Below are 20,058 nucleotides of genomic sequence, written 5' to 3'. Positions count from 1 at the left end.
ACAGGAGTCGGTAATGAGCTATCAGCACCAGTATGTCGACGGTACGCGTATTCACTTCCCGCTGGGGAAAGTGGTATGCATTGGCCGTAACTACGCCGAACACGCCAAGGAACTGGACAACCCGGTGCCTACAGAACCGCTGCTGTTCATTAAACCGGGCAGTTGCGTAGTGCCGCTGGAAGGTGGTTTCAGCATTCCGACCGAACGTGGCTCGGTGCATTACGAAGCGGAAATCGCGGTGTTGATCGGCAAACCTTTGTCGACCAAACCGAGCCGTGAAGAAGTGCTCGATGCGATCTCCGGCTTTGCTCCGGCCCTGGACCTGACCCTGCGCGACAAGCAGGCCGAGCTGAAAGCCAAGGGCCTGCCGTGGGAAATCGCCAAGTCCTTCGACGGTGCGGCGGTGATTGCGCCGTTCGTGTCCGGCAGCACGTTCGCTGATCTGACCGACATTGGCATCCGCCTGACCATCAACGGCGAAGTGCGCCAGGACGGCAACAGCAGCGCGATGCTCAACCCGATCGTGCCGATGATCCAGCACATGGCCGGCTGCTTCTCGTTGCAGGCTGGTGACGTGATCCTGACGGGGACGCCGGTGGGTGTTGGTCCGCTGAATGTCGGTGACGAACTGGTGATTGAATTGCCAGGCGCCAGCAGCTTCACCAGCAGCGTCCGCTGATCTAATGATCGTTCCCACGCGGAGAGTGGGGACGATCACTGAGCAAGGCTTTCCCGCCATTTCCCGTTTTTTTCACATCTTGTCCGGATAATTCCGGGACTTGCGGCGTCTTAGCCGGTCCCAATTGTGCTATTACCCTTAGCCTGAATTTCTGGAACGCATCCCTGAATGGCCACCCAACCACTGCTCAAGCTTAAAACTGCCCGCCGTTCGCGCTTTGTCATGCGTTGGTATTTCTGGCTTTTGCTGGTGGCCGCCGCCGCGTATGGCCTCGCGTTTGCGATGCACTGGGATGACCGAGGCGTGCTCTGGGTGCTGGAGCGTTTCGAAAGCCCCGCCGAACGCCAGGAGAGCATCTGGTTGCCGGATTACCGGGCAGTGATCGATGCCAAGGTGCTGCCGGGCATGGAGAAGGACGAAGCGTCCGACCTGGCCTACAACGCTCAAACCAAAACCCTGTTCTCGGTCATGGGCAAGAACCCGTTCCTCGTCGAGCTGACCCTGCAGGGCGACGTGCTACGCAAGATGCCGCTGGTGGGCTGGAGCAACCCGGAAGGGGTGACCGTGATGGGCAACGGTCTGCTGGCCATCGTTGATGAGCGCGACCACATGCTCTCCATCGTCAAGGTTGACGCTGATACCCGCGAGCTGAACATCGCCGACTTCCCGAAATACGACCTCGGCCCTTCGAAAGACCAGAACAAGGCGTTCGAAGCCATCGTCTGGGATTCGCGCAATCAGCAAATGTTGCTGGGTGAAGAGCGTCCACCGGCGTTGTTCACCTGGAAAAGCAACGATGGCCAGACACTCACCGGTGACAAGCAGAAACTCGCCAGTGACGAACTGGACATCCGCAACCTGTCTGCCCTGGCCATCGACCCGCGCACCGGGCACACCCTGGTGCTGTCTGCCGACTCCCACTTGTTGCTGGAGCTGGACGAGAAGGGCGAGCAGGTCAGCTTCATGACCTTGCTGGGCGGCTTCAATGGTTTGAAGAAGACCATTCCACGTGCCGAAGGCGTGACCATGGACGAGGCGGGCACGCTGTACATGGTTAGCGAGCCGAATTTGTTCTACCGCTTCGAAAAGCAGAAGTAGGTGCCCGACTCCAGGCGTTGTGGTCAAAGGCCACTGGCCATTAAGCTTTAATTCATGCAGGCGTGATATTTCATCCGCCTGTTTTGTTTCCGAGCTTCCCCTGAATGCGCCGACTTGCCCGTCCCAAACTCTTCGTTTTGATCCTCACAGGCCTTGCACTGATCATGCTGGTAGCGGTCGGCCAAAACATGCGCCTGTTCGAGCGAGCCTGGTTCAACTTGCATACGCTATGGCAGCCGCTGAGCAGCGAGTCCATCGGCCTGGCTCAATACCGGGTAGAGATCGAGGCCCGGGTTATCGAGGGGCTGGACGACGATGTGTCTGCGCTGACCTTCGATCCGGTGCGCAAAAGCCTGTTCACCGTCACCAACAAAAACTCAGAGCTGATCGAACTGTCGCTGGACGGCCAGATTATTCGACGCATTGCGCTGGTCGGGTTTGGCGATCCGGAAGCGGTTGAGTTCATCAGCGCCGACACTTACGTGATCACTGACGAGCGTCAGCAGCGGCTGATCAAGATTCATCTGGAGAGTGATACAACGTTCCTCGACGCAGCGGATGCCGAGCAGATGACTCTTGGCGTGCACATGAGCGGCAACAAGGGCTTCGAAGGCCTGGCTTACGACTCGGTGGGCAAGCGGTTGTTTGTCGCCAAGGAGCGTGACCCGATGCTGATCTACGAAGTGCACGGCTTTCCGCATTACAACCCGGAGAAATCCTACGCGGTGCACGTAGTGAACAATCCCAAGCGCGATGCCGGGATGTTCGTACGAGACCTGTCCAGCCTGCAATACGACGAGCGCAGCGGCCATTTGCTGGCGTTGTCGGATGAGTCGCGGCTGATTCTGGAACTCGATGTGGACGGGCGACCGCTGAGCACCCTGTCACTGAGCAAGGGGCGTCAGGGATTACAGAAGACGGTGCCGCAAGCGGAAGGGATCGCCATGGATGACGACGGTACGATGTACCTGGTGAGCGAGCCGAACCTGTTTTACGTCTTTAAAAAACCACCACAACCCTAACAAACGCCCCAAAACCAATGTGGGAGCGAGCTTGCTCGCGATAGCGGTCTGTCATTCAACATCTCTGTCGACTGACATGGCCTCATCGCGAGCAAGCTCGCTCCCACAGGTTTCGTGTCGTGTCTAATTACTCAGCGCGCAGGGTTTTCACGCCTTCGCTGGTGCCCAGCAGCAGCAAATCCGCTGGACGTGCCGCGAACAAACCGTTGGTGACCACGCCGACGATGGCGTTGATCTGCGTCTCCAGCTCCACCGGGTTGGTGATCTGCATGTTGAACACGTCGAGGATGATGTTGCCGTTGTCGGTCAGCACACCTTCACGGTAGACCGGGTCGCCGCCCAGCTTCACCAGCTCGCGGGCCACGTGGCTGCGGGCCATCGGGATGACTTCGACCGGCAGCGGGAACGCACCGAGCACCGGCACCAGTTTGCTGGCGTCGGCGATGCAGATGAAGGTCTTGGCCACGGCCGCCACAATCTTCTCGCGGGTCAGGGCTGCGCCGCCGCCCTTGATCAGGTTCAGGTGTTCGTCGCTTTCATCGGCGCCGTCGACGTAGAACTCCAGGTCGCTGACGGTATTCAACTCATACACCGGAATGCCGTGGCCCTTGAGGCGGGCAGCGGTGGCTTCGGAACTGGCGACCGCGCCGTCGAACGCGCCTTTGTGCTTGGCCAGTGCATCGATGAAGCAGTTGGCGGTGGAGCCGGTGCCGACCCCGACGATGCTCTTGTCGTCGAGTTTCGGGAGGATGAAGTCGACGGCGGCCTGAGCCACTGCCTGTTTGAGTTGATCCTGGGTCATGCGGGCTCCGAAGCGGGCAAGGGGAGAACGGAAAGGCCGGCATTATAGCCCCATGCCGGGCTAAAACCTCTTGATTCGTGTGGTCGCCCGCCCGAAAGCCGGGTTAGACTCGTTGGCCCTGCCCAACCCGCTCAGTGATGCTTTCCGATGCTCGAACAGTACGTCAAAAAGATCCTCACCTCGCGCGTTTATGACGTTGCCGTAGAAACCCCATTGCAGACTGCCCGCCAGCTCTCCGAGCGGCTGGGCAACAGTATTTTGCTCAAGCGCGAAGACTTGCAGCCGGTGTTCTCGTTCAAGATTCGCGGCGCCTACAACAAGCTCACGCAGCTTTCCGATGAAGAGCGCGCTCGCGGTGTCGTGACCGCTTCGGCGGGCAACCATGCGCAAGGCCTGGCCCTGGCGGCCAAGGTGTTGGGCGTGAAAGCGACCATCGTGATGCCCAAGACCACCCCGGAAATCAAAGTCGAAGGCGTGCGTTCGCGTGGCGGCAAAGTGGTGCTGCACGGGGATTCGTTCCCGGAAGCCCTGGCCTACTCGCTGAAACTGGTCGACGAAAAAGGCTACGTCTACATTCACCCTTACGACGATCCCCACACTATTGCCGGGCAGGGCACGGTGGCGATGGAGATTCTGCGCCAGCACCCTGGCCGTCTCGACGCGATCTTCGTCCCGGTGGGCGGCGGCGGATTGATCGCCGGGATCGCGGCGTACGTGAAGTATTTGCGACCTGAAATCAAAATCATCGGCGTCGAGCCGGACGATTCCAACTGCCTGCAAGCCGCCATGGCTGCTGGTGAGCGCGTGATCCTGCCGACCGTGGGCCTCTTCGCCGACGGCGTTGCTGTAGCGCAGATTGGTCAGCACACCTTCGACATCTGCAAAGACTATGTCGATGAAGTGATCACCGTCAGCACCGATGAAATCTGTGCGGCGATCAAGGATATCTACGACGATACCCGCTCGATCACTGAACCAGCTGGCGCATTGGGCGTGGCCGGGATCAAGAAATATGTCGAGCAGCGCGGCGTCACCGGCCACACCTTCGTGGCCATCGATTCGGGTGCAAACGTCAACTTCGACCGCCTGCGCCACGTCGCCGAGCGCGCCGAACTGGGCGAGGGCCGCGAAGCGATTATCGCCGTGACGATTCCCGAGAAGCCGGGCAGCTTCAAGGCGTTCTGCGAGGCCATCGGCAAGCGCCAGATCACCGAATTCAACTATCGCTACAACACCGGCAGCGAGGCGCACATCTTTGTTGGCGTGCAGACGCACCCGGAAAACGATCCGCGCAGTGCGCTGATTGCCAGCCTCAGCGAACAGGGTTTCCCGGTGCTGGACCTGACCGACAACGAGTTGGCCAAGTTGCACATTCGCCACATGGTCGGCGGCCGTGCGGCTCATGTGGTTGATGAAGTGATTCTGCGCTTCGAATTCCCGGAGCGTCCGGGTGCGCTGTTCAACTTCCTCAACAAGCTCGGCGGGCGCTGGAACATCTCGATGTTCCACTACCGCAACCATGGCGCGGCGGATGGTCGTGTGGTCGCGGGCCTGCAAGTGCCTCACGATGAACGCCACCTGGTGCCCGCAGCGCTGGAAGAAATCGGCTACCCATACTGGGACGAAAGCGACAACCCGGCCTATCAGCTGTTTCTCGGCTGAACGACTACGCTGATGGCCAGGCCATAAGGAAATCGAACAATGGAAACGTTAACCGCCCTGAAAGTCGCTCATATGGTGGCGACGGTGTTGCTGCTGGTCAGCGCACTGGGTCTGGCGATCTGGGTCTGGCGCGCACGACGTAATGGTGACGCAACGGCTGGAAGTCGCACGCTGCAACGGCCACGGGTATTTATCTGGCTGTTGATGGGCCTGGCATTGCTGAGCATGCCGTTCACGGGTTGGTGGATGGTGCATCTGGTGGGCTGGCCGCTGGGTCAGATCTGGTTGTTGGCTTCCAGCGTGCTTTACACCGTGGCGGCGTTGGGCTGGTTCTGGTTGCTGGTGCGGCTTAACAAGTTGCGCACTGTCCCGGGAGGCAACGGCAAGTTCACCTTCGCCCTCGCACTGTTCAGCTTCGTCTGTTTTATCGCGATTGCAGGGTTGATGGGTGCGAAGCCTGTTTAGCGCAGAATCTGTAGCAGCTGCCGAGGTACGAGGCTGCGATGGGCTGCGAAGCGGCCCCATGGGCGGTCCTGCGGACCGCAACGCAGCCTCGTACCTCTCGGCAGCTGCTACAGGCGATATCAGTCGCGCAGAGTAATCACCGGCCAGCCACGCTTCTCGGCTTCAGCACGCAGATTCGGGTCTGGATCGACAGCGATCGGATGTGTCACCCGCTCCAGCAGCGGAAAATCATTCATCGAGTCGCTGTAGAAATAGCTGTCCTCCAACGAATACCCGGTTTCTTCCAGCCAGCGATTCAACCGCGTCACCTTGCCTTCACGGAAGCACGGGACGTCGGTGCTGCGCCCGGTATAGCGGCCATCAACCATTTCACATTCCGTGGCGATCAGGGTTTCGACGCCCAGACGCTGGGCAATTGGCCCGGTAACAAAACGGTTGGTGGCGGTGATGATCACCAGTTTGTCGCCGGCCTCGCGGTGCTTGGCCAGCAGTTCGAGACCCTTGGGCAACACAATCGGCTCAATGCAATCGCGCATGTAATCCAGATGCCATTGATCCAGTGTGGCCATCTCGGTGCGGCCGAGCACTTCCAGACAGAAGTTCAGGTAGGCATCGTTATCCAGCTTGCCGGCCAGGTAATCCTGATAGAACTCATCGTTGCGCGCCTTGTAGGCGACGGCGTCGAGGAAGCCGCGTTCGCACAGGTAATCGCCCCAGGCGTGGTCACTGTCACCGCCCAAGAGCGTGTTGTCCAAGTCGAATAAAGCCAGCCGCATTGCAGTTACTCGCTGAAAAGTCTGTAGAAAGGCGTCCAGAATACGGACTTTTCACAAGAGTGCACATAAGGTAGACCGGCTCGTTGCTGCTATCACAACCTTTGTGGAACAATGCGGCGACATGCGTTTGCGAGGTTGTTGCCGTGATCGACCCCGATGGTTTCCGCCCCAATGTCGGGATCATTCTCACGAATGATGCCGGACAGGTGCTATGGGCTCGCCGTATCAATCAAGATGCCTGGCAGTTTCCACAGGGCGGGATCAACCCCCAGGAGACGCCGGAAGACGCCTTGTACCGCGAGTTGAACGAAGAAGTGGGTCTTGAGCGCGAAGATGTTGAAATTCTCGCCTGCACCCGGGGCTGGTTGCGCTATCGTTTGCCGCAACGTCTGGTCAGGACGCACAGCCAACCGCTGTGCATCGGCCAGAAACAGAAATGGTTTCTCCTGCGCCTGGTCTCCAACGAGCAGCGGGTGCGGATGGATTTGACCGGTAAACCGGAATTCGATGGCTGGCGCTGGGTCAGTTATTGGTATCCGTTGGGCCAGGTGGTGACATTCAAGCGCGAGGTGTATCGACGCGCTCTCAAAGAGCTTGCCCCGCGCCTTTTATCGCGCGACTGACGACGGAGTTCGACCCCGAGCCATGCTCAATACGCTGCGCAAGATCGTCCAGGAAGTTAACTCCGCCAAGGATCTCAAGGCGGCGTTGGGGATTATTGTGTTGCGCGTCAAAGAGGCCATGGGCAGCCAGGTCTGCTCGGTCTACCTGCTTGACCCTGAAACCAACCGCTTCGTGCTGATGGCCACCGAGGGCTTGAACAAGCGCTCGATCGGCAAAGTCAGCATGGCACCCAACGAAGGTCTGGTTGGCCTGGTCGGCACGCGTGAAGAACCCCTGAACCTCGAAAACGCCGCGGATCACCCGCGCTACCGCTACTTCGCCGAGACCGGTGAAGAGCGCTACGCCTCATTCCTCGGGGCGCCGATCATTCACCACCGCCGCGTCGTCGGCGTGTTGGTCATTCAGCAAAAAGAACGCCGCCAGTTCGATGAGGGTGAAGAAGCCTTCCTCGTGACCATGAGCGCGCAGCTCGCCGGCGTTATCGCCCACGCCGAGGCCACCGGTTCGATCCGGGGTCTGGGTCGTCAGGGCAAGGGCATCCAGGAAGCCAAGTTCATCGGCGTACCGGGTTCGCCGGGTGCGGCGGTCGGTACCGCGGTGGTCATGCTGCCGCCGGCCGATCTGGATGTGGTGCCCGACAAAACCATCACCGACATTACCGCCGAACTTGGGTTGTTCAAGACTGCCATCGAAGGTGTGCGCGCCGACATGCGCGCCTTGTCCGCCAAGCTCGCGAACCAGTTGCGCCCGGAAGAGCGCGCGCTGTTCGATGTCTACCTGATGATGCTCGACGATGCCTCGCTGGGCAGCGAAATCACCACCGTGATCAAGACCGGTCAGTGGGCCCAGGGCGCGTTGCGTCAGGTGGTCACCGAACACGTCAACCGTTTCGAATTGATGGACGATGCCTACCTGCGTGAGCGCGCGTCGGACGTCAAAGACCTCGGCCGGCGCTTGCTGGCTTATCTGCAGGAAGAGCGTCAGCAGACCCTGGTCTACCCCGACAACACTATCCTGATCAGCGAAGAACTGACGCCGGCAATGCTCGGCGAGGTGCCGGAAGGCAAGCTGGTCGGTCTGGTGTCGGTACTCGGTTCCGGCAATTCCCACGTGGCGATCCTGGCGCGAGCCATGGGTATCCCGACGGTGATGGGCTTGGTCGACCTGCCGTATTCCAAGGTCGACGGCATCCAGATGATCGTCGATGGCTACCACGGCGAGGTCTACACCAACCCCAGCGAAGTGCTGCGCAAGCAGTTCGCCGAAGTGGTCGAGGAAGAGAAGCAACTGGCCCTCGGGCTGGATGCACTGCGGGACTTGCCGTGCGTGACCCTCGATGGTCACCGCATGCCGCTGTGGGTCAACACCGGCCTGCTGGCGGACGTGGCACGGGCGCAGAAGCGTGGCGCTGAAGGCGTCGGTCTGTACCGCACCGAAGTGCCGTTCATGATCAATCAACGCTTCCCGAGTGAAAAAGAGCAGCTGGCGATTTATCGCGAGCAACTCGCCGCGTTCCACCCGCAACCGGTGACCATGCGCAGCCTGGACATCGGCGGCGACAAGTCGCTGTCGTACTTCCCGATCAAGGAAGACAACCCGTTCCTCGGCTGGCGCGGCATTCGGGTCACGCTCGACCACCCGGAAATCTTCCTGGTGCAGACCCGCGCCATGCTCAAGGCCAGCGAAGGCTTGAACAACCTGCGGATTTTGCTGCCGATGATCTCCGGCACCCACGAGCTGGAAGAAGCCCTGCACCTGATTCACCGGGCCTGGGGCGAAGTCCGCGACGAAGGCTGCGACGTGCCTATGCCGCCGATCGGCGTGATGATCGAAATTCCGGCGGCTGTTTATCAGACCAAGGAACTGGCGCGGCAAGTGGACTTCCTGTCGGTCGGCTCCAACGACCTGACCCAGTACCTGCTGGCCGTGGATCGAAACAACCCGCGGGTAGCCGACCTCTACGACTACCTGCACCCAGCGGTACTGCAAGCCCTTCAGAGCGTGGTGCGTGACGCTCATGCCGAAGGAAAGCCTGTGAGTATCTGCGGTGAGATGGCCGGTGACCCGGCGGCGGCAGTGCTGTTGATGGCGATGGGCTTCGACAGCCTGTCGATGAACGCCACCAACTTGCCGAAAGTGAAGTGGATGTTGCGTCAGATCAACCTGAGCAAGGCCAAGGAATTACTCGCGGAGCTGATGACCATCGACAACCCGCAAGTTATCCACAGTTCGTTGCAATTGGCGCTGAAGAACCTTGGGTTGGCGCGGATGATTAATCCGGCTTCGGCTAAAACTCTCTAAACCTGCGGCGACTCTAAAATCGACCCCTCACCCCAGCCCTCTCCCCATGGGGGAGAGGGGGAAAGGGAGCCAGATCTCTATCGTCTTCAAAGCCTGAGTTCGACTCAGAAATTTCAGGTCGATGTAGTTCGAAAAAACACCTCGGTCAGTCCCCTCGCCCCTTTGGGGAGAGGGTTAGGGTGAGGGGTGGTTCTAACTGACACCCCACAAATCTAAACCCGCACCTCAACCTCCCCCAAATGCCCCCCATACGGCCCAAAACTCCGCTCAACCATCCACCGCGTCCCATCCGCCTGAACAATCAACGCCGTACTCGCTCGCGTCCCATAAGTCGGACTGGCAATAAACACACTCGACAGCAACGTCTCGGTGGCCAACCCGACTCCGGTATCCGGCAGTTCGGCAAATGGCGCCGTCTGCGGATCATTCAGCAACGCCAATAAAGCCTGGGGTTGCGGATCGTCCAGCACTTCCTCCAGCGCTGCCCGCGCCTTGAGCAGTTTCGGCCACGGCGTATCCAGCCCGGCGTTCGACAACCCATAAACCCCCGGTGGCAGCATCACCGCCTCAGTCTCCCGGGCATTGAAGTGCCACAACTCGTTGGCATTGCCGACCAGCAGGTTAAATCCGGCATATTCCAGCGAACGTCCGACAATGTCGCTTAAGTAATCATCAATCGACATGTTGCCTAAAAGAAAACCCGCCACCAGCTCACCTCGCGATTTGCGCGATGGAGGCTGATGCGGATCGCGGATATTGGTCAGTGCGGCGAAGCGTCCATTGGCGCCAACACCGAGCCAGGTGCCCCCGGCCTCCAGATCGCGACCGGCATGCACGTGCGGTGCTTCGGGCCATTGCGCCAGCGGCAGGCTGGGCCGGGCATAGAATTCGTCGCGGTTGGCCGCCACGATCAGCGGCTGGGCGTGACCCGGTCGCCAAGCGAAAACAATCAGGCACATAAGGTAGTCCTTGTGTGTTTTCTGCCCACTCTACTCAGTCATCGTGTGGGTATCCATCGCCATCCAGTGGAGCTTGAGGCCATGCATCCGTTACCATGCCGCTCTCATTTGGGGATGCGCATGGAATTTCTGCTCTATCTGGCGCTCGGCGCCTGTGCAGGTGTGCTGGCCGGGCTGTTCGGGGTCGGCGGCGGGATCATTATCGTTCCGGTGCTGGTTTACAGTTTCAAGCTGCAAGGGTTCGATCCGTCGATCCTCACGCACCTGGCGGTCGGCACGTCCCTGGCGACAATCATATTTACCTCGGTCAATGCGATCCGCGAGCATCACCGTCGCGGTGCCGTGCGTTGGCCGATTTTTGCCTGGATGACCCTCGGTATTCTCATCGGCGCCGGTTTCGGCGCGCTGACGGCTGAAGCGATTTCCGGGCCCAACCTGCAGAAAATCATTGGCGTCTTCGCCCTGGTCATCGCTGTGCAACTGGCGCTGGATTTCAAACCCAAGGCCAGTCGAACGGTGCCGGGTAAAGTCGGTCTGACCGTGGCCGGCAGTGTGATTGGCTGGGCCTCGGCGATTTTCGGGATTGGCGGTGGTTCGCTGACGGTGCCGTTCCTGACCTGGCGCAGCGTACCGATGCAGCAAGCCGTGGCGACTTCATCCGCCTGCGGCCTGCCGATTGCCTTGTCCAGTGCATTATTTTTCATGATTCTGGGCTGGCACGATCCATTGCTGCCGGCCCATAGTCTCGGTTTTGTTTATTTGCCGGCGCTGCTGGGGATCGCCCTGACCAGCATGTTCTTCGCCCGCCTCGGCGCACGACTGGCCCACAGCCTGTCGCCGAAGTTGCTGAAAAGACTGTTCGCCGCTTTGCTGTTCTGCGTGGGCCTGAATTTCCTGCTCTGACGCAGCGCAATCCTGACTTAATCCTGGCGTGACAGCGTCGCCCGGGAATTTTAAAGGTTTCAACTCTAACGAGGAGTCGCAATGCTGCCTTACCCGCAGATCGACCCGGTGGCATTGGCCATCGGTCCGCTGAAAATCCACTGGTACGGCTTGATGTACCTGATCGGCATCGGCGGCGCCTGGCTGCTGGCATCGCGCCGGCTGAACCGCTTCGACCCGACCTGGAGTAAAGAGAAGCTCTCCGACATGGTGTTCTGGATGTCTATGGGGGTCATTGTCGGCGGCCGGTTGGGCTATGTGCTGTTCTACGATCTGAGTGCTTACATCGCCAACCCGCTGTTGATCTTTGAAGTGTGGAAGGGCGGCATGTCGTTCCACGGCGGGTTCATCGGCGTGATGCTGGCCGCGTTGTGGTTCGGTAAAAAGAACGGCAAGTCGTTCTTCCAGCTGATGGATTTCGTCGCGCCGATGGTGCCGATCGGTCTGGGCGCCGGACGTATCGGCAACTTCATCAACGCCGAGTTGTGGGGCAAGGCGACCGATGTGCCGTGGGCGATGGTCTTCCCGACCGATCCGGCGCAACTGGCGCGTCACCCGTCGCAGCTGTACCAGTTCGCGCTCGAAGGCGTCGCGCTGTTTGCCATTCTCTGGTTGTTCTCGCGTAAGCCGCGGCCGACCATGGCGGTGTCCGGGATGTTCGCGCTGTTCTATGGCATCTTCCGTTTCATCGTCGAATTCGTCCGGGTGCCGGACGCGCAACTGGGCTATCTGGCCTGGAACTGGCTGACCATGGGTCAGGTGCTGTGCGTACCGATGATCGTCGGCGGTCTGTTTCTGATCTGGCTGGCGTATCACCGTGCACCGGCGGCTCCAGCGGCGGCTGTATAAATTCGAACCCCGGGGCGACGGTCCCGGGTTCAAGGACACAGGTAACTCATGAAGCAATATCTCGAACTGGTCGCCCACGTCATCAAGAACGGCACCAAACAGGCCAATCGCACCGGCGTGAACACCATCAGCTTCCCTGGCGCGATGCTGCGTTATGACCTGAAGGAAGGTTTCCCGGCGATCACCACTCGCAAGATGGCCTTCAAATCGGCCATCGGCGAGATGTGTGGTTTTCTGCGCGGGGTGAACAACGCCGCCGAATTCCGCGCGCTGGGCTGCAAGGTCTGGGATCAGAACGCCAACGAAAACGCCCAGTGGCTGGCCAACCCGTTCCGTCAGGGCGAAGACGACCTCGGCGAGATCTACGGCGTGCAATGGCGCAAATGGCCGGCGTACAAGCAGATTCCGGTCAGCAACCAGGCCGCCATCGAACAGACCCTGAGCCAAGGTTATCGTCAGATTGCTGAGGGCGAAGAGGACGGTCAGGCTTACGTGGTGCTGTACAAGGCGATCGACCAGATCCGCCAGTGCGTCGACACCATCATCAAAGACCCGGGCAGCCGCCGCATCCTGTTCCACGGCTGGAACGTCGCCCAGCTCGACGAAATGGCTTTGCCGCCGTGCCACTTGCTGTACCAGTTCCACCCGAACGTCGAGACCAAAGAGATTTCTTTGACCCTCTACATCCGTTCGAACGATTTGGGCCTGGGCACGCCGTTCAACCTCACCGAAGGCGCCGCGCTGCTGAGCCTGATCGGTCGCCTGACCGGTTACACGCCGCGCTGGTTCACCTATTTCATCGGTGATGCCCACGTCTACGAAAACCACTTGGACATGCTGAATGAACAGCTCAAGCGCGAGCCGTTCCCGATGCCGAAACTGGTGATTAGTGATCGTGTGCCGGAGTTTGCCAAGACCGGTGTTTATCAGCCGGAATGGCTGGAGTTGATCGAACCGAGCGATTTCTCGTTGGAAGGCTACGAGCACCATGCCCCAATGACCGCGCCGATGGCGGTCTGAAGAACTACCGCTGACCCTGTGGGAGCGAGCTTGCTCGCGATGAGGCCATCACATTCAACATCTATGTTGACTGTCAGGCCGCCATCGCGAGCAAGCTCGCTCCCACAGGGTTTTGTGGTGTTCTTAATGGCCGTGACTGCGGCCAACATGGGAATGCTCAACCTCCGTCGCCACAACCCCGCCGCTCACTTCAAGCCGCTGCAAAATCCCGCACTGATCAATATCCGGCCCTTCGCTGCAACGTTGGCGCAGGTCGAGCAGTTGTGTCTGCAACGCCATCAACCCATCGATCCGCGCCTTCACGTGATGAATGTGTTCGTCGATCAACGCATTCACGCTTTCACACTGATCCTGCGGACTGTCGCGCAGGGCCAGCAGGCTGCGGATTTCCTCAAGCGTCATGTCGAGGGTGCGGCAATTGCGGATGAAAGTCAGGCGCTCGGCATGGGCCTGGGTGTAGACGCGATAGTTACCGTCGCTGCGGGCCGGCTCCGGCAGCAGGTTTTCGCGCTCGTAGTAGCGAATGGTTTCCACGGCGCAGTCGGTGAGTTTGGCCAGTTCTCCGATCTTCATGACGGCAATCTCCAAAAGGGTGCTTGACCCTATAGTGGCTACAGGGTCTTTACTTGGCAACAGGCACCTTTCCGGACGCGACCCAATGAGCGATTCCCTTCACACGCACAAACCCGAGGCTGATCACGATCACGATCACGATCACAGCCACAAGCTGCAGCCCGTACAGAAGCATGACCATGGCGGCCACGGGGATTCCTGCTGTTCTTCCAAAGTGGCGGCAGCGTCGCTGATCAAACTCAGCGAAACGCCGACCGCTGGCGCACGACTGAGCAGCTTTCGCATCAACGCCATGGATTGCCCGACCGAGCAGACGCTGATCGAGAACAAACTCGGCAAACTCGTGGGCGTGCAGCAACTGGAATTCAACCTGATCAACCGTGTGTTGGGCGTCACCCATGACCTGCCGAGCACCGCGCCGATCATCGACGCCATCAAGTCCCTCGGCATGCAGGCCGAGCCGCTGGAGCAGGGCGCTGAACCGCCAGCGCCGGCGCCCGAGAAAAAGCCCTGGTGGCCCTTGGCGCTGTCGGGTATTGGTGCGCTGGCCGCCGAAGTTATCCACTTCACCAACGCTGCACCGAACTGGGTCGTAGCGGTCATCGCGTTGATCTCGATCCTCAGCGGCGGCCTCGGCACCTATAAAAAGGGCTGGATCGCGCTTAAAAACCTCAACCTGAACATCAACGCGCTGATGAGCATCGCGGTGACCGGCGCGATCCTGATCGGTCAGTGGCCGGAAGCGGCGATGGTGATGTTCCTGTTCACCGTGGCCGAGTTGATTGAGGCCAAATCCCTGGACCGGGCGCGCAACGCCATTGGCGGCTTGATGCAGATGACCCCGGAACAGGCCACGGTGCAGCAGACCGACGGCAGTTGGATCGAGCGGGATGTCAAAACCATCGAGCTCGGCGCACGGGTGCGGGTGCGCCCCGGCGAGCGAATTGGTCTGGACGGTGAAGTGGTGGCTGGCAGTTCGAGCATCGATCAGGCGCCGATCACCGGTGAAAGCCTGCCGGTTGAGAAAACGCTCGGCGACAAAGTGTTCGCCGGCACCATCAATCAGGCCGGCTCTCTGGAGTACTCGGTAACCGCGGCGGCCAACAACTCGACCCTGGCGCGAATCATCCACGCCGTGGAACAGGCCCAAGGCGCGCGGGCACCGACCCAGCGTTTCGTCGACAGCTTCTCGAAAATCTACACCCCGGCGGTGTTCATCCTTGCACTCGCGGTGGCGGTGATTCCGCCACTGTTTATGGGTGCGCTGTGGTTCGACTGGATCTACCGGGCGCTGGTGTTGCTGGTGGTCGCCTGCCCATGTGCGCTGGTGATTTCCACCCCGGTAACCATCGTCAGCGGCCTCGCGGCGGCGGCGCGCAAAGGCATTCTGGTGAAGGGCGGCGTCTATCTGGAGGGCGGTTACAAGCTCGATTACCTGGCGCTCGACAAGACCGGCACGATCACGCACGGCAAACCGGTGCAGACCGATTATCTGTCGCTTGATCCAACCGCTGACGCAACAGCTCCGGCGATTGCAGCATCGCTCGCTGGTCGCTCCGATCACCCAGTGTCCTTGGCCATTGCCAACGCGGCTGTGGATAAACAACTCGCACCGCTGATTGTGGATAACTTTGAGGCGCTGGCCGGTCGCGGTGTGCGCGGCGAAATTAACGGTCAGGTTTACCACTTGGGTAATCACCGTTTGGTGGAAGACCTGAACCTGTGCTCGCCTGCGCTGGAGGAAAAGCTGTTCGCGCTGGAGAAACAGGGCAAGTCCGTGGTGCTGCTGCTCGACAAATCCGGCCCGCTGGCACTGTTCGCCGTGGCCGACACCGTGAAGGAGTCCAGCCGCGAGGCGATCCAGCAACTGCACGACCTGGGCATCAAAACCCTGATGCTGACCGGCGATAACGTCCACACCGCTCAGGCGATTGCCGCGCAAGTCGGCATCGACGAGGCCAAGGGCGATCTGTTGCCGACCGACAAGCTGCAAGCCATCGAAGCCCTTTATGCACAGGGCCATAACGTCGGCATGGTCGGCGACGGCATCAACGACGCGCCGGCGCTGGCGCGAGCCGAGATCGGTTTTGCCATGGCGGCGGCGGGCACGGATACCGCCATCGAGACCGCCGATGTCGCCCTGATGGACGACGATCTGCGCAAGATCCCGACCTTCATCCGGCTGTCACGGCAAACCTCAAGCATCCTCAAACAGAACATTGCCCTGGCATTGGTCATCAAAGCGATCTTTCTTGGGGTAACCTTCGCCGGGATCGCCACCATGTGGATGGCGGTGTTCGCCGACATGGGTGTGAGCCTGTTGGTGGTGTTCAACGGTTTGCGCCTGCTGCGCAAATAGACGATGAGGGAAGGGTGTGCTGAGTGCCGAACTGAAGGCGTTTTACATGGTTGCCCGCCTGGGCAGCATTACCCTGGCGGCGAAAAAACTCGGCCTGAGCCAACCCACCGTGACCACGCAGATTCGCAATCTGGAAAGTCAGTACTCGGTTGAGCTGTTCTACCGTGGTGGCCGCCGCCTCAGTGTCAGTGATGAAGGCGCGCGGTTGCTGCCGATGGTCAAGACGCTGTTGCAGCAGGAGGCCGACATCGAGTTTTTCCTGCGCAATAGCGGACAGGTTCAGGGCACGTTGCGCATCGCGGCGACCGCGCCGTATTACATCCTCGATCTGGTGAAGACCTTTCGCGAGCGCTTGCCGCAGGTGGAAGTGTCGGTGGAGATCGGCAACTCCCAGCAGGTACTTGAAGCGCTGGAGGATTACCGGGTGGATGTCGCGGCGTCGTCGCAGTTGCTCGACGATGCGCGGCTGATTCGCCGGGTGCTCGGCAGCGATCCGCTGGTGCTGGCGGTGCATCGCAATCATCCGCTGGCGGTCCACGACCATGTGCCGCTCAGTGCGTTGGCCGGGCATACGTTATTGATGCGCGAATCGGGTTCGACCACTCGACGCCTGACCGAGGAATTGCTGGCCAGTGCCGGGGTGAGTTTCGGGCCGCTGCTGGAGATTGGCAGCCGTGAGTCGATTCGTGAGGCGGTGTTGCGCAATATCGGCATCAGCATCATTGCCCGGCAGGAAGTGCCGCATGATCCGCAACTGCGCGTGCTGACCATCGAGAATGCGCCCCAGATTCGCGAGTATTTGTACTGCCTCAAAGAGCGAAAAGGCGCGCGGCTGCCGGCGGCGTTTCTGGGGTTGGCGCAGGAAATGGCTCCCGCGTAATGATCGTTCCCACGCTCCGCGTGGGAATGCAGCCCGGGACGCTCTGCGTCCCAAGAGCCGAACGCGGAGCGTCCGTTGAGGCATTCCCACGCAGAGCGTGGGAACGATCGGCGGTGAACCCAAATCCTCGAATACCACTATCAGCCGTTTTTGCCTCACTGCCACATGACGGACGCATTACAAATCTAGGATGGCCTTCATCTGCTTGATGAGGCCTGTCCATGAATCACTCGATCGCAACTGCCCTGACCAACCCCGGCGCTCCGATGAAAGTGCGCGGCGTGCAGAAACGCTTCGGCGCCTTCACCGCCCTGGATAACGTTTCCCTCGATGTGGCGGCTGGTGAACTGGTGTGCCTGCTCGGTCCGTCGGGCTGCGGAAAAACCACCTTGCTGCGCTGCATCGCCGGTCTTGAGAAACAGGACAGCGGCGAGTTATACCTCGGCGATCGCGACGTTTCCCACCTGGCACCTCAGGCTCGGGACTACGGCATTCTGTTTCAGTCCTACGCGCTGTTTCCCAATCTCACCGTCGAAGCGAACATTGCCTACGGCCTCGCCGGCAGTGGTCGCGATGAAGTGCGCAAGCGTGTCGGTCAGATGCTGGAGCTGGTCGGCCTGATCGGCAGTGAGAAAAAGTACCCCGGCCAATTGTCTGGCGGCCAACAGCAGCGCGTCGCACTGGCTCGGGCCCTGGCGCCGGCGCCTTCGTTGCTGCTGCTCGACGAACCGATGTCCGCCCTCGACGCCCGGGTCCGCGAGCATCTGTGCACCGAACTGCGCCAGCTACAGCGCAACCTTGGCATCACCACCCTGATGGTCACCCACAATCAGGACGAGGCCATGTTGATGGCTGACCGTATTGCCGTGATGAACAACGGCAAGGTCGAGCAATACGCCACACCGCAGGAAATCTACGACCGCCCGGCCACGCCGTTTGTGGCGGAGTTCGTCGGTCAGGGCAACTGGCTGCCATTCCAGCGCAGCAGCGACAGCCATGCGCAAGTTGGCGGGATGAACATGCGCCTGGCCGCCGGCTCGGGCAACGCCGCATCGGGTCGTCTGTTTTGCCGCCCGGAAGCGATCAACGTGAACCCGCCGGTGCATGAAGAAAACCTGTTCCCAGCCAAGGTTCGCGAGATCACTTTCCTCGGCAACCGCTGCCGCATGAGCTTCGAACTCGATCAACTGCCGGGTCATGCACTGCTCGCAGAACTGGCGCCAGAAGCCATGCCGCGCCTTGGCGCCCAGCAGATCATGGTCGCCTTGCCTCCGCGCAGCCTGCAGGTGTTTGCCTGATGAGCGCGAACCTTGCGCTGCCGATACCGCACAAGCAGGTTCGGCAGACCTCCCGTGCCGAAATCGGCGACCGGGTGTTCGTGGTCGGTGGCAAGGTCCTGTTGTTGGTGTTGCTCGGCGTTGCGGTGCTGATGCCGTTGCTGGCGATCTTCTGGCGTGGTTTCAGCTCGGAAGCCGGGCAGGGCGGCGGTCTGGTGGCCGCCCGTGAATTGGTGACCAGTGTCAATTTCCACTGGTTGCTCGGCAATAGCCTGAAAGTTTCCCTCAGCGTGGCGGCGATTGTCGTACCGCTGGCCTACCTGTTTGCCTACGCCCTGCAACGCACGTTGATACCGGGCAAAGGCATTTGGCGCGGCATGTCGCTGTTGCCACTGATGGCGCCGTCGATGTTGCCGGGCATTGCGCTGGTTTATCTGTTCGGCAACCAGGGCATGTTGCGCGGTTTGCTCTCGGACAATATCTACGGCTTCTGGGGCATTGTTCTGGGTGAGGTCATCTACACCTTCCCACACGCGTTGATGATTCTGCTGTCGGCGCTGTCCCTGGCGGATGCGCGACTGTTCGATGCCGCCTCCAGCATGGGCGCCAGTCCGGCGAAAGCTTTCCGTAGCATCACCTGGCCTGCGACTCGTCAGGCTGTGTTCGCCGCGTTCTGTCTGGTGTTCACCCTGACCATCACCGACTTCGGCGTGCCCGTGGTGGTCGGTGGCGATTATCAGGTGCTGGCGCTGGAAGCCTACAAAGCCGTGGTCGGCCAACAACAGTTCGGTCGCGGCGCGTTGATCGGCATGGTCCTGCTGTTGCCGGCGCTGTTCAGCTTCGGTGTCGACGCCTGGCTGCGTCGGCGTCACGGCGATTCCATGAGTGGTCGGGCGCAGGTCTTTCAACCGGCGCCGTCGAAACTGCGGGACGGTTGCTACCTGACGATCGTGCTGCTGATCTGCGCGGTGTTGCTGCTGGTGTTCGGCATGGCAGTGTATTCGTCGCTGGTGAAATTCTGGCCGTACAACCTGTCGTTGTCGCTCAATCATTACCAGTTCAATGACACGGCGGGCGGCGGCTGGCTGGCCTATGGCAACAGCGTGAAGATGGCGTTGTGCACGGCGCTGATCGGCAGCGTGCTGATCTTCACCGGCGCGTACCTGATGGAAAAAACCAAGGGCCAGCGCGGGCTGAATCTGATACTGCGCATGCTCAGTTTCGTACCGATGGCGGTGCCGGGTTTGGTGCTCGGCCTGGGTTACGTCTTCTTCTTCAACCTCAGCGGCAACCCGCTGCATGTGCTCTACGGGACCATGACGCTGCTGGTGGTGTGCACCATTGCTCACTATTTGACCACCGCGCAAATGACCGCCACCACCGCGTTGCGCCAACTCGACGCTGAGTTCGAAGCCGCCGCGCTGTCGCTCAAGGCGCCGCTGTATCGGCATTACCTGCGCGTCACCGTGCCGATCTGCCTGCCGGCACTGCTGGACATCGTGCGCTACCTGTTCGTCTCGGCCATGACCACCGTTTCGGCGGCGATCTTCCTCTACAGCCCCGACACCATCCTCGCGGCGGTGGCGGTGCTGAACATGGACGACGCCGGCAACGTCGGCGGCGCGGCGGCGATGTCGACCCTGATTCTGTTCACCTCGGCGGGCGTGTCCCTGCTGCTGGCCTGGGCCTCGCGCGGTTTGCTGCGCCGCTCCCAAGCCTGGCGGCAGACCGCGCCGGGCCATTGATTCAACCCCTCAACTCAAACAGGAA

18 protein-coding genes are annotated in these 20,058 nt (G+C 60.5%); 14 read left to right on the top strand and 4 right to left on the bottom strand.

The window, feature by feature from the left end; all coding sequences use genetic code 11:
• The first annotated feature begins 13 nt into the window (after window positions 1-13).
• From ACMXYI_RS05425 to ACMXYI_RS05415, 3 genes are all read left to right on the top strand, one after another.
• On the top strand, window positions 14-679 hold the full coding sequence (locus ACMXYI_RS05425; protein WP_046053735.1) for a fumarylacetoacetate hydrolase family protein: 666 nt from the start codon (window positions 14-16) through the stop codon (window positions 677-679).
• 168 nt (window positions 680-847) lie between these two features.
• Complete coding sequence (locus ACMXYI_RS05420) at window positions 848-1,777, top strand: SdiA-regulated domain-containing protein (RefSeq protein WP_415772083.1); 930 nt, start codon at window positions 848-850, stop codon at window positions 1,775-1,777.
• A 104-nt stretch (window positions 1,778-1,881) separates the two neighbouring features.
• Window positions 1,882-2,799, top strand: a complete 918-nt coding sequence (locus ACMXYI_RS05415; RefSeq protein ID WP_415772081.1) for an SdiA-regulated domain-containing protein — start codon at window positions 1,882-1,884, stop codon at window positions 2,797-2,799.
• 127 nt (window positions 2,800-2,926) lie between these two features.
• Here ACMXYI_RS05415 and rpiA read toward each other — a convergent pair whose 3' ends face one another.
• On the bottom strand, window positions 2,927-3,601 hold the full coding sequence (rpiA, locus tag ACMXYI_RS05410; protein WP_415772079.1) for a ribose-5-phosphate isomerase RpiA: 675 nt from the start codon (window positions 3,599-3,601) through the stop codon (window positions 2,927-2,929).
• A gap of 147 nt (window positions 3,602-3,748) precedes the next feature.
• Between rpiA and ilvA the strand changes: the two genes are divergently transcribed.
• Both ilvA and ACMXYI_RS05400 read left to right on the top strand, forming a co-directional pair.
• Window positions 3,749-5,263, top strand: a complete 1,515-nt coding sequence (ilvA, locus tag ACMXYI_RS05405) for a threonine ammonia-lyase, biosynthetic (protein WP_415772077.1) — start codon at window positions 3,749-3,751, stop codon at window positions 5,261-5,263.
• A 39-nt stretch (window positions 5,264-5,302) separates the two neighbouring features.
• Window positions 5,303-5,728, top strand: a complete 426-nt coding sequence (locus ACMXYI_RS05400) for a DUF2269 domain-containing protein (protein ID WP_415772075.1) — start codon at window positions 5,303-5,305, stop codon at window positions 5,726-5,728.
• A gap of 119 nt (window positions 5,729-5,847) precedes the next feature.
• Here the strand turns inward: ACMXYI_RS05400 and ACMXYI_RS05395 are convergent, their stop codons facing one another.
• On the bottom strand, window positions 5,848-6,504 hold the full coding sequence (locus ACMXYI_RS05395; RefSeq protein WP_415772073.1) for an HAD family hydrolase: 657 nt from the start codon (window positions 6,502-6,504) through the stop codon (window positions 5,848-5,850).
• 143 nt (window positions 6,505-6,647) lie between these two features.
• Between ACMXYI_RS05395 and ACMXYI_RS05390 the strand changes: the two genes are divergently transcribed.
• Both ACMXYI_RS05390 and ptsP read left to right on the top strand, forming a co-directional pair.
• Window positions 6,648-7,127 carry an RNA pyrophosphohydrolase gene (locus ACMXYI_RS05390; protein ID WP_008150514.1) on the top strand — a complete coding sequence of 160 codons (480 nt, stop codon included), beginning with the start codon at window positions 6,648-6,650 and terminating at the stop codon, window positions 7,125-7,127.
• Window positions 7,128-7,149: 22 nt separating this feature from the next.
• Window positions 7,150-9,429 carry a phosphoenolpyruvate--protein phosphotransferase gene (gene ptsP, locus ACMXYI_RS05385; RefSeq protein WP_056738869.1) on the top strand — a complete coding sequence of 760 codons (2,280 nt, stop codon included), beginning with the start codon at window positions 7,150-7,152 and terminating at the stop codon, window positions 9,427-9,429.
• Window positions 9,430-9,641: 212 nt separating this feature from the next.
• On the opposite strand, the gene ACMXYI_RS05380 is transcribed toward ptsP, so the two are convergent.
• Window positions 9,642-10,388, bottom strand: a complete 747-nt coding sequence (locus tag ACMXYI_RS05380; RefSeq protein ID WP_415772071.1) for an NRDE family protein — start codon at window positions 10,386-10,388, stop codon at window positions 9,642-9,644.
• 120 nt (window positions 10,389-10,508) lie between these two features.
• On the opposite strand from ACMXYI_RS05380, the gene ACMXYI_RS05375 reads away from it, so the two are divergent.
• The 3 genes from ACMXYI_RS05375 to ACMXYI_RS05365 all read left to right on the top strand — a co-directional run bounded on the left by ACMXYI_RS05375 (window position 10,509) and on the right by ACMXYI_RS05365 (window position 13,199).
• A complete protein-coding gene (locus ACMXYI_RS05375) occupies window positions 10,509-11,291 on the top strand; it encodes a sulfite exporter TauE/SafE family protein (RefSeq protein ID WP_415772070.1) in 783 nt (260 codons plus the stop codon).
• 81 nt (window positions 11,292-11,372) lie between these two features.
• Window positions 11,373-12,179: a prolipoprotein diacylglyceryl transferase gene (gene lgt, locus ACMXYI_RS05370; RefSeq protein WP_415772068.1), complete on the top strand. Its 807-nt coding sequence runs from the start codon at window positions 11,373-11,375 to the stop codon at window positions 12,177-12,179.
• Window positions 12,180-12,227: 48 nt separating this feature from the next.
• Window positions 12,228-13,199 (top strand): thymidylate synthase, encoded by a 972-nt coding sequence (locus tag ACMXYI_RS05365; RefSeq protein ID WP_033060541.1) that lies wholly within the window; start codon window positions 12,228-12,230, stop codon window positions 13,197-13,199.
• Window positions 13,200-13,322: 123 nt separating this feature from the next.
• Here ACMXYI_RS05365 and cadR read toward each other — a convergent pair whose 3' ends face one another.
• Window positions 13,323-13,772, bottom strand: coding sequence for a Cd(II)/Pb(II)-responsive transcriptional regulator (gene cadR, locus ACMXYI_RS05360; protein WP_056738877.1), 450 nt, complete (start codon window positions 13,770-13,772; stop codon window positions 13,323-13,325).
• A gap of 85 nt (window positions 13,773-13,857) precedes the next feature.
• Here cadR and ACMXYI_RS05355 point away from each other — a divergent pair, with 85 nt between their 5' ends.
• From ACMXYI_RS05355 to ACMXYI_RS05340, 4 genes are all read left to right on the top strand, one after another.
• Window positions 13,858-16,131 carry a heavy metal translocating P-type ATPase gene (locus ACMXYI_RS05355; RefSeq protein WP_415772065.1) on the top strand — a complete coding sequence of 758 codons (2,274 nt, stop codon included), beginning with the start codon at window positions 13,858-13,860 and terminating at the stop codon, window positions 16,129-16,131.
• Window positions 16,132-16,147: 16 nt separating this feature from the next.
• Complete coding sequence (locus tag ACMXYI_RS05350) at window positions 16,148-17,011, top strand: LysR family transcriptional regulator (RefSeq protein WP_415772064.1); 864 nt, start codon at window positions 16,148-16,150, stop codon at window positions 17,009-17,011.
• A gap of 221 nt (window positions 17,012-17,232) precedes the next feature.
• Window positions 17,233-18,309 (top strand): putative 2-aminoethylphosphonate ABC transporter ATP-binding protein, encoded by a 1,077-nt coding sequence (locus tag ACMXYI_RS05345; protein WP_415772062.1) that lies wholly within the window; start codon window positions 17,233-17,235, stop codon window positions 18,307-18,309.
• A complete protein-coding gene (locus ACMXYI_RS05340) occupies window positions 18,309-20,033 on the top strand; it encodes a putative 2-aminoethylphosphonate ABC transporter permease subunit (RefSeq protein WP_415772060.1) in 1,725 nt (574 codons plus the stop codon). The genes ACMXYI_RS05345 and ACMXYI_RS05340 overlap by 1 nt, the downstream gene beginning before the upstream one ends.
• Window positions 20,034-20,058: the final 25 nt, after the last annotated feature.

This window comes from Pseudomonas lyxosi (assembly GCF_047758685.1).
Lineage (GTDB): Bacteria > Pseudomonadota > Gammaproteobacteria > Pseudomonadales > Pseudomonadaceae > Aquipseudomonas > Aquipseudomonas lyxosi.
The sequence above is the reverse complement of the archived record's forward strand: the minus strand, read 5'-3'. Positions and strand labels throughout refer to the sequence as shown.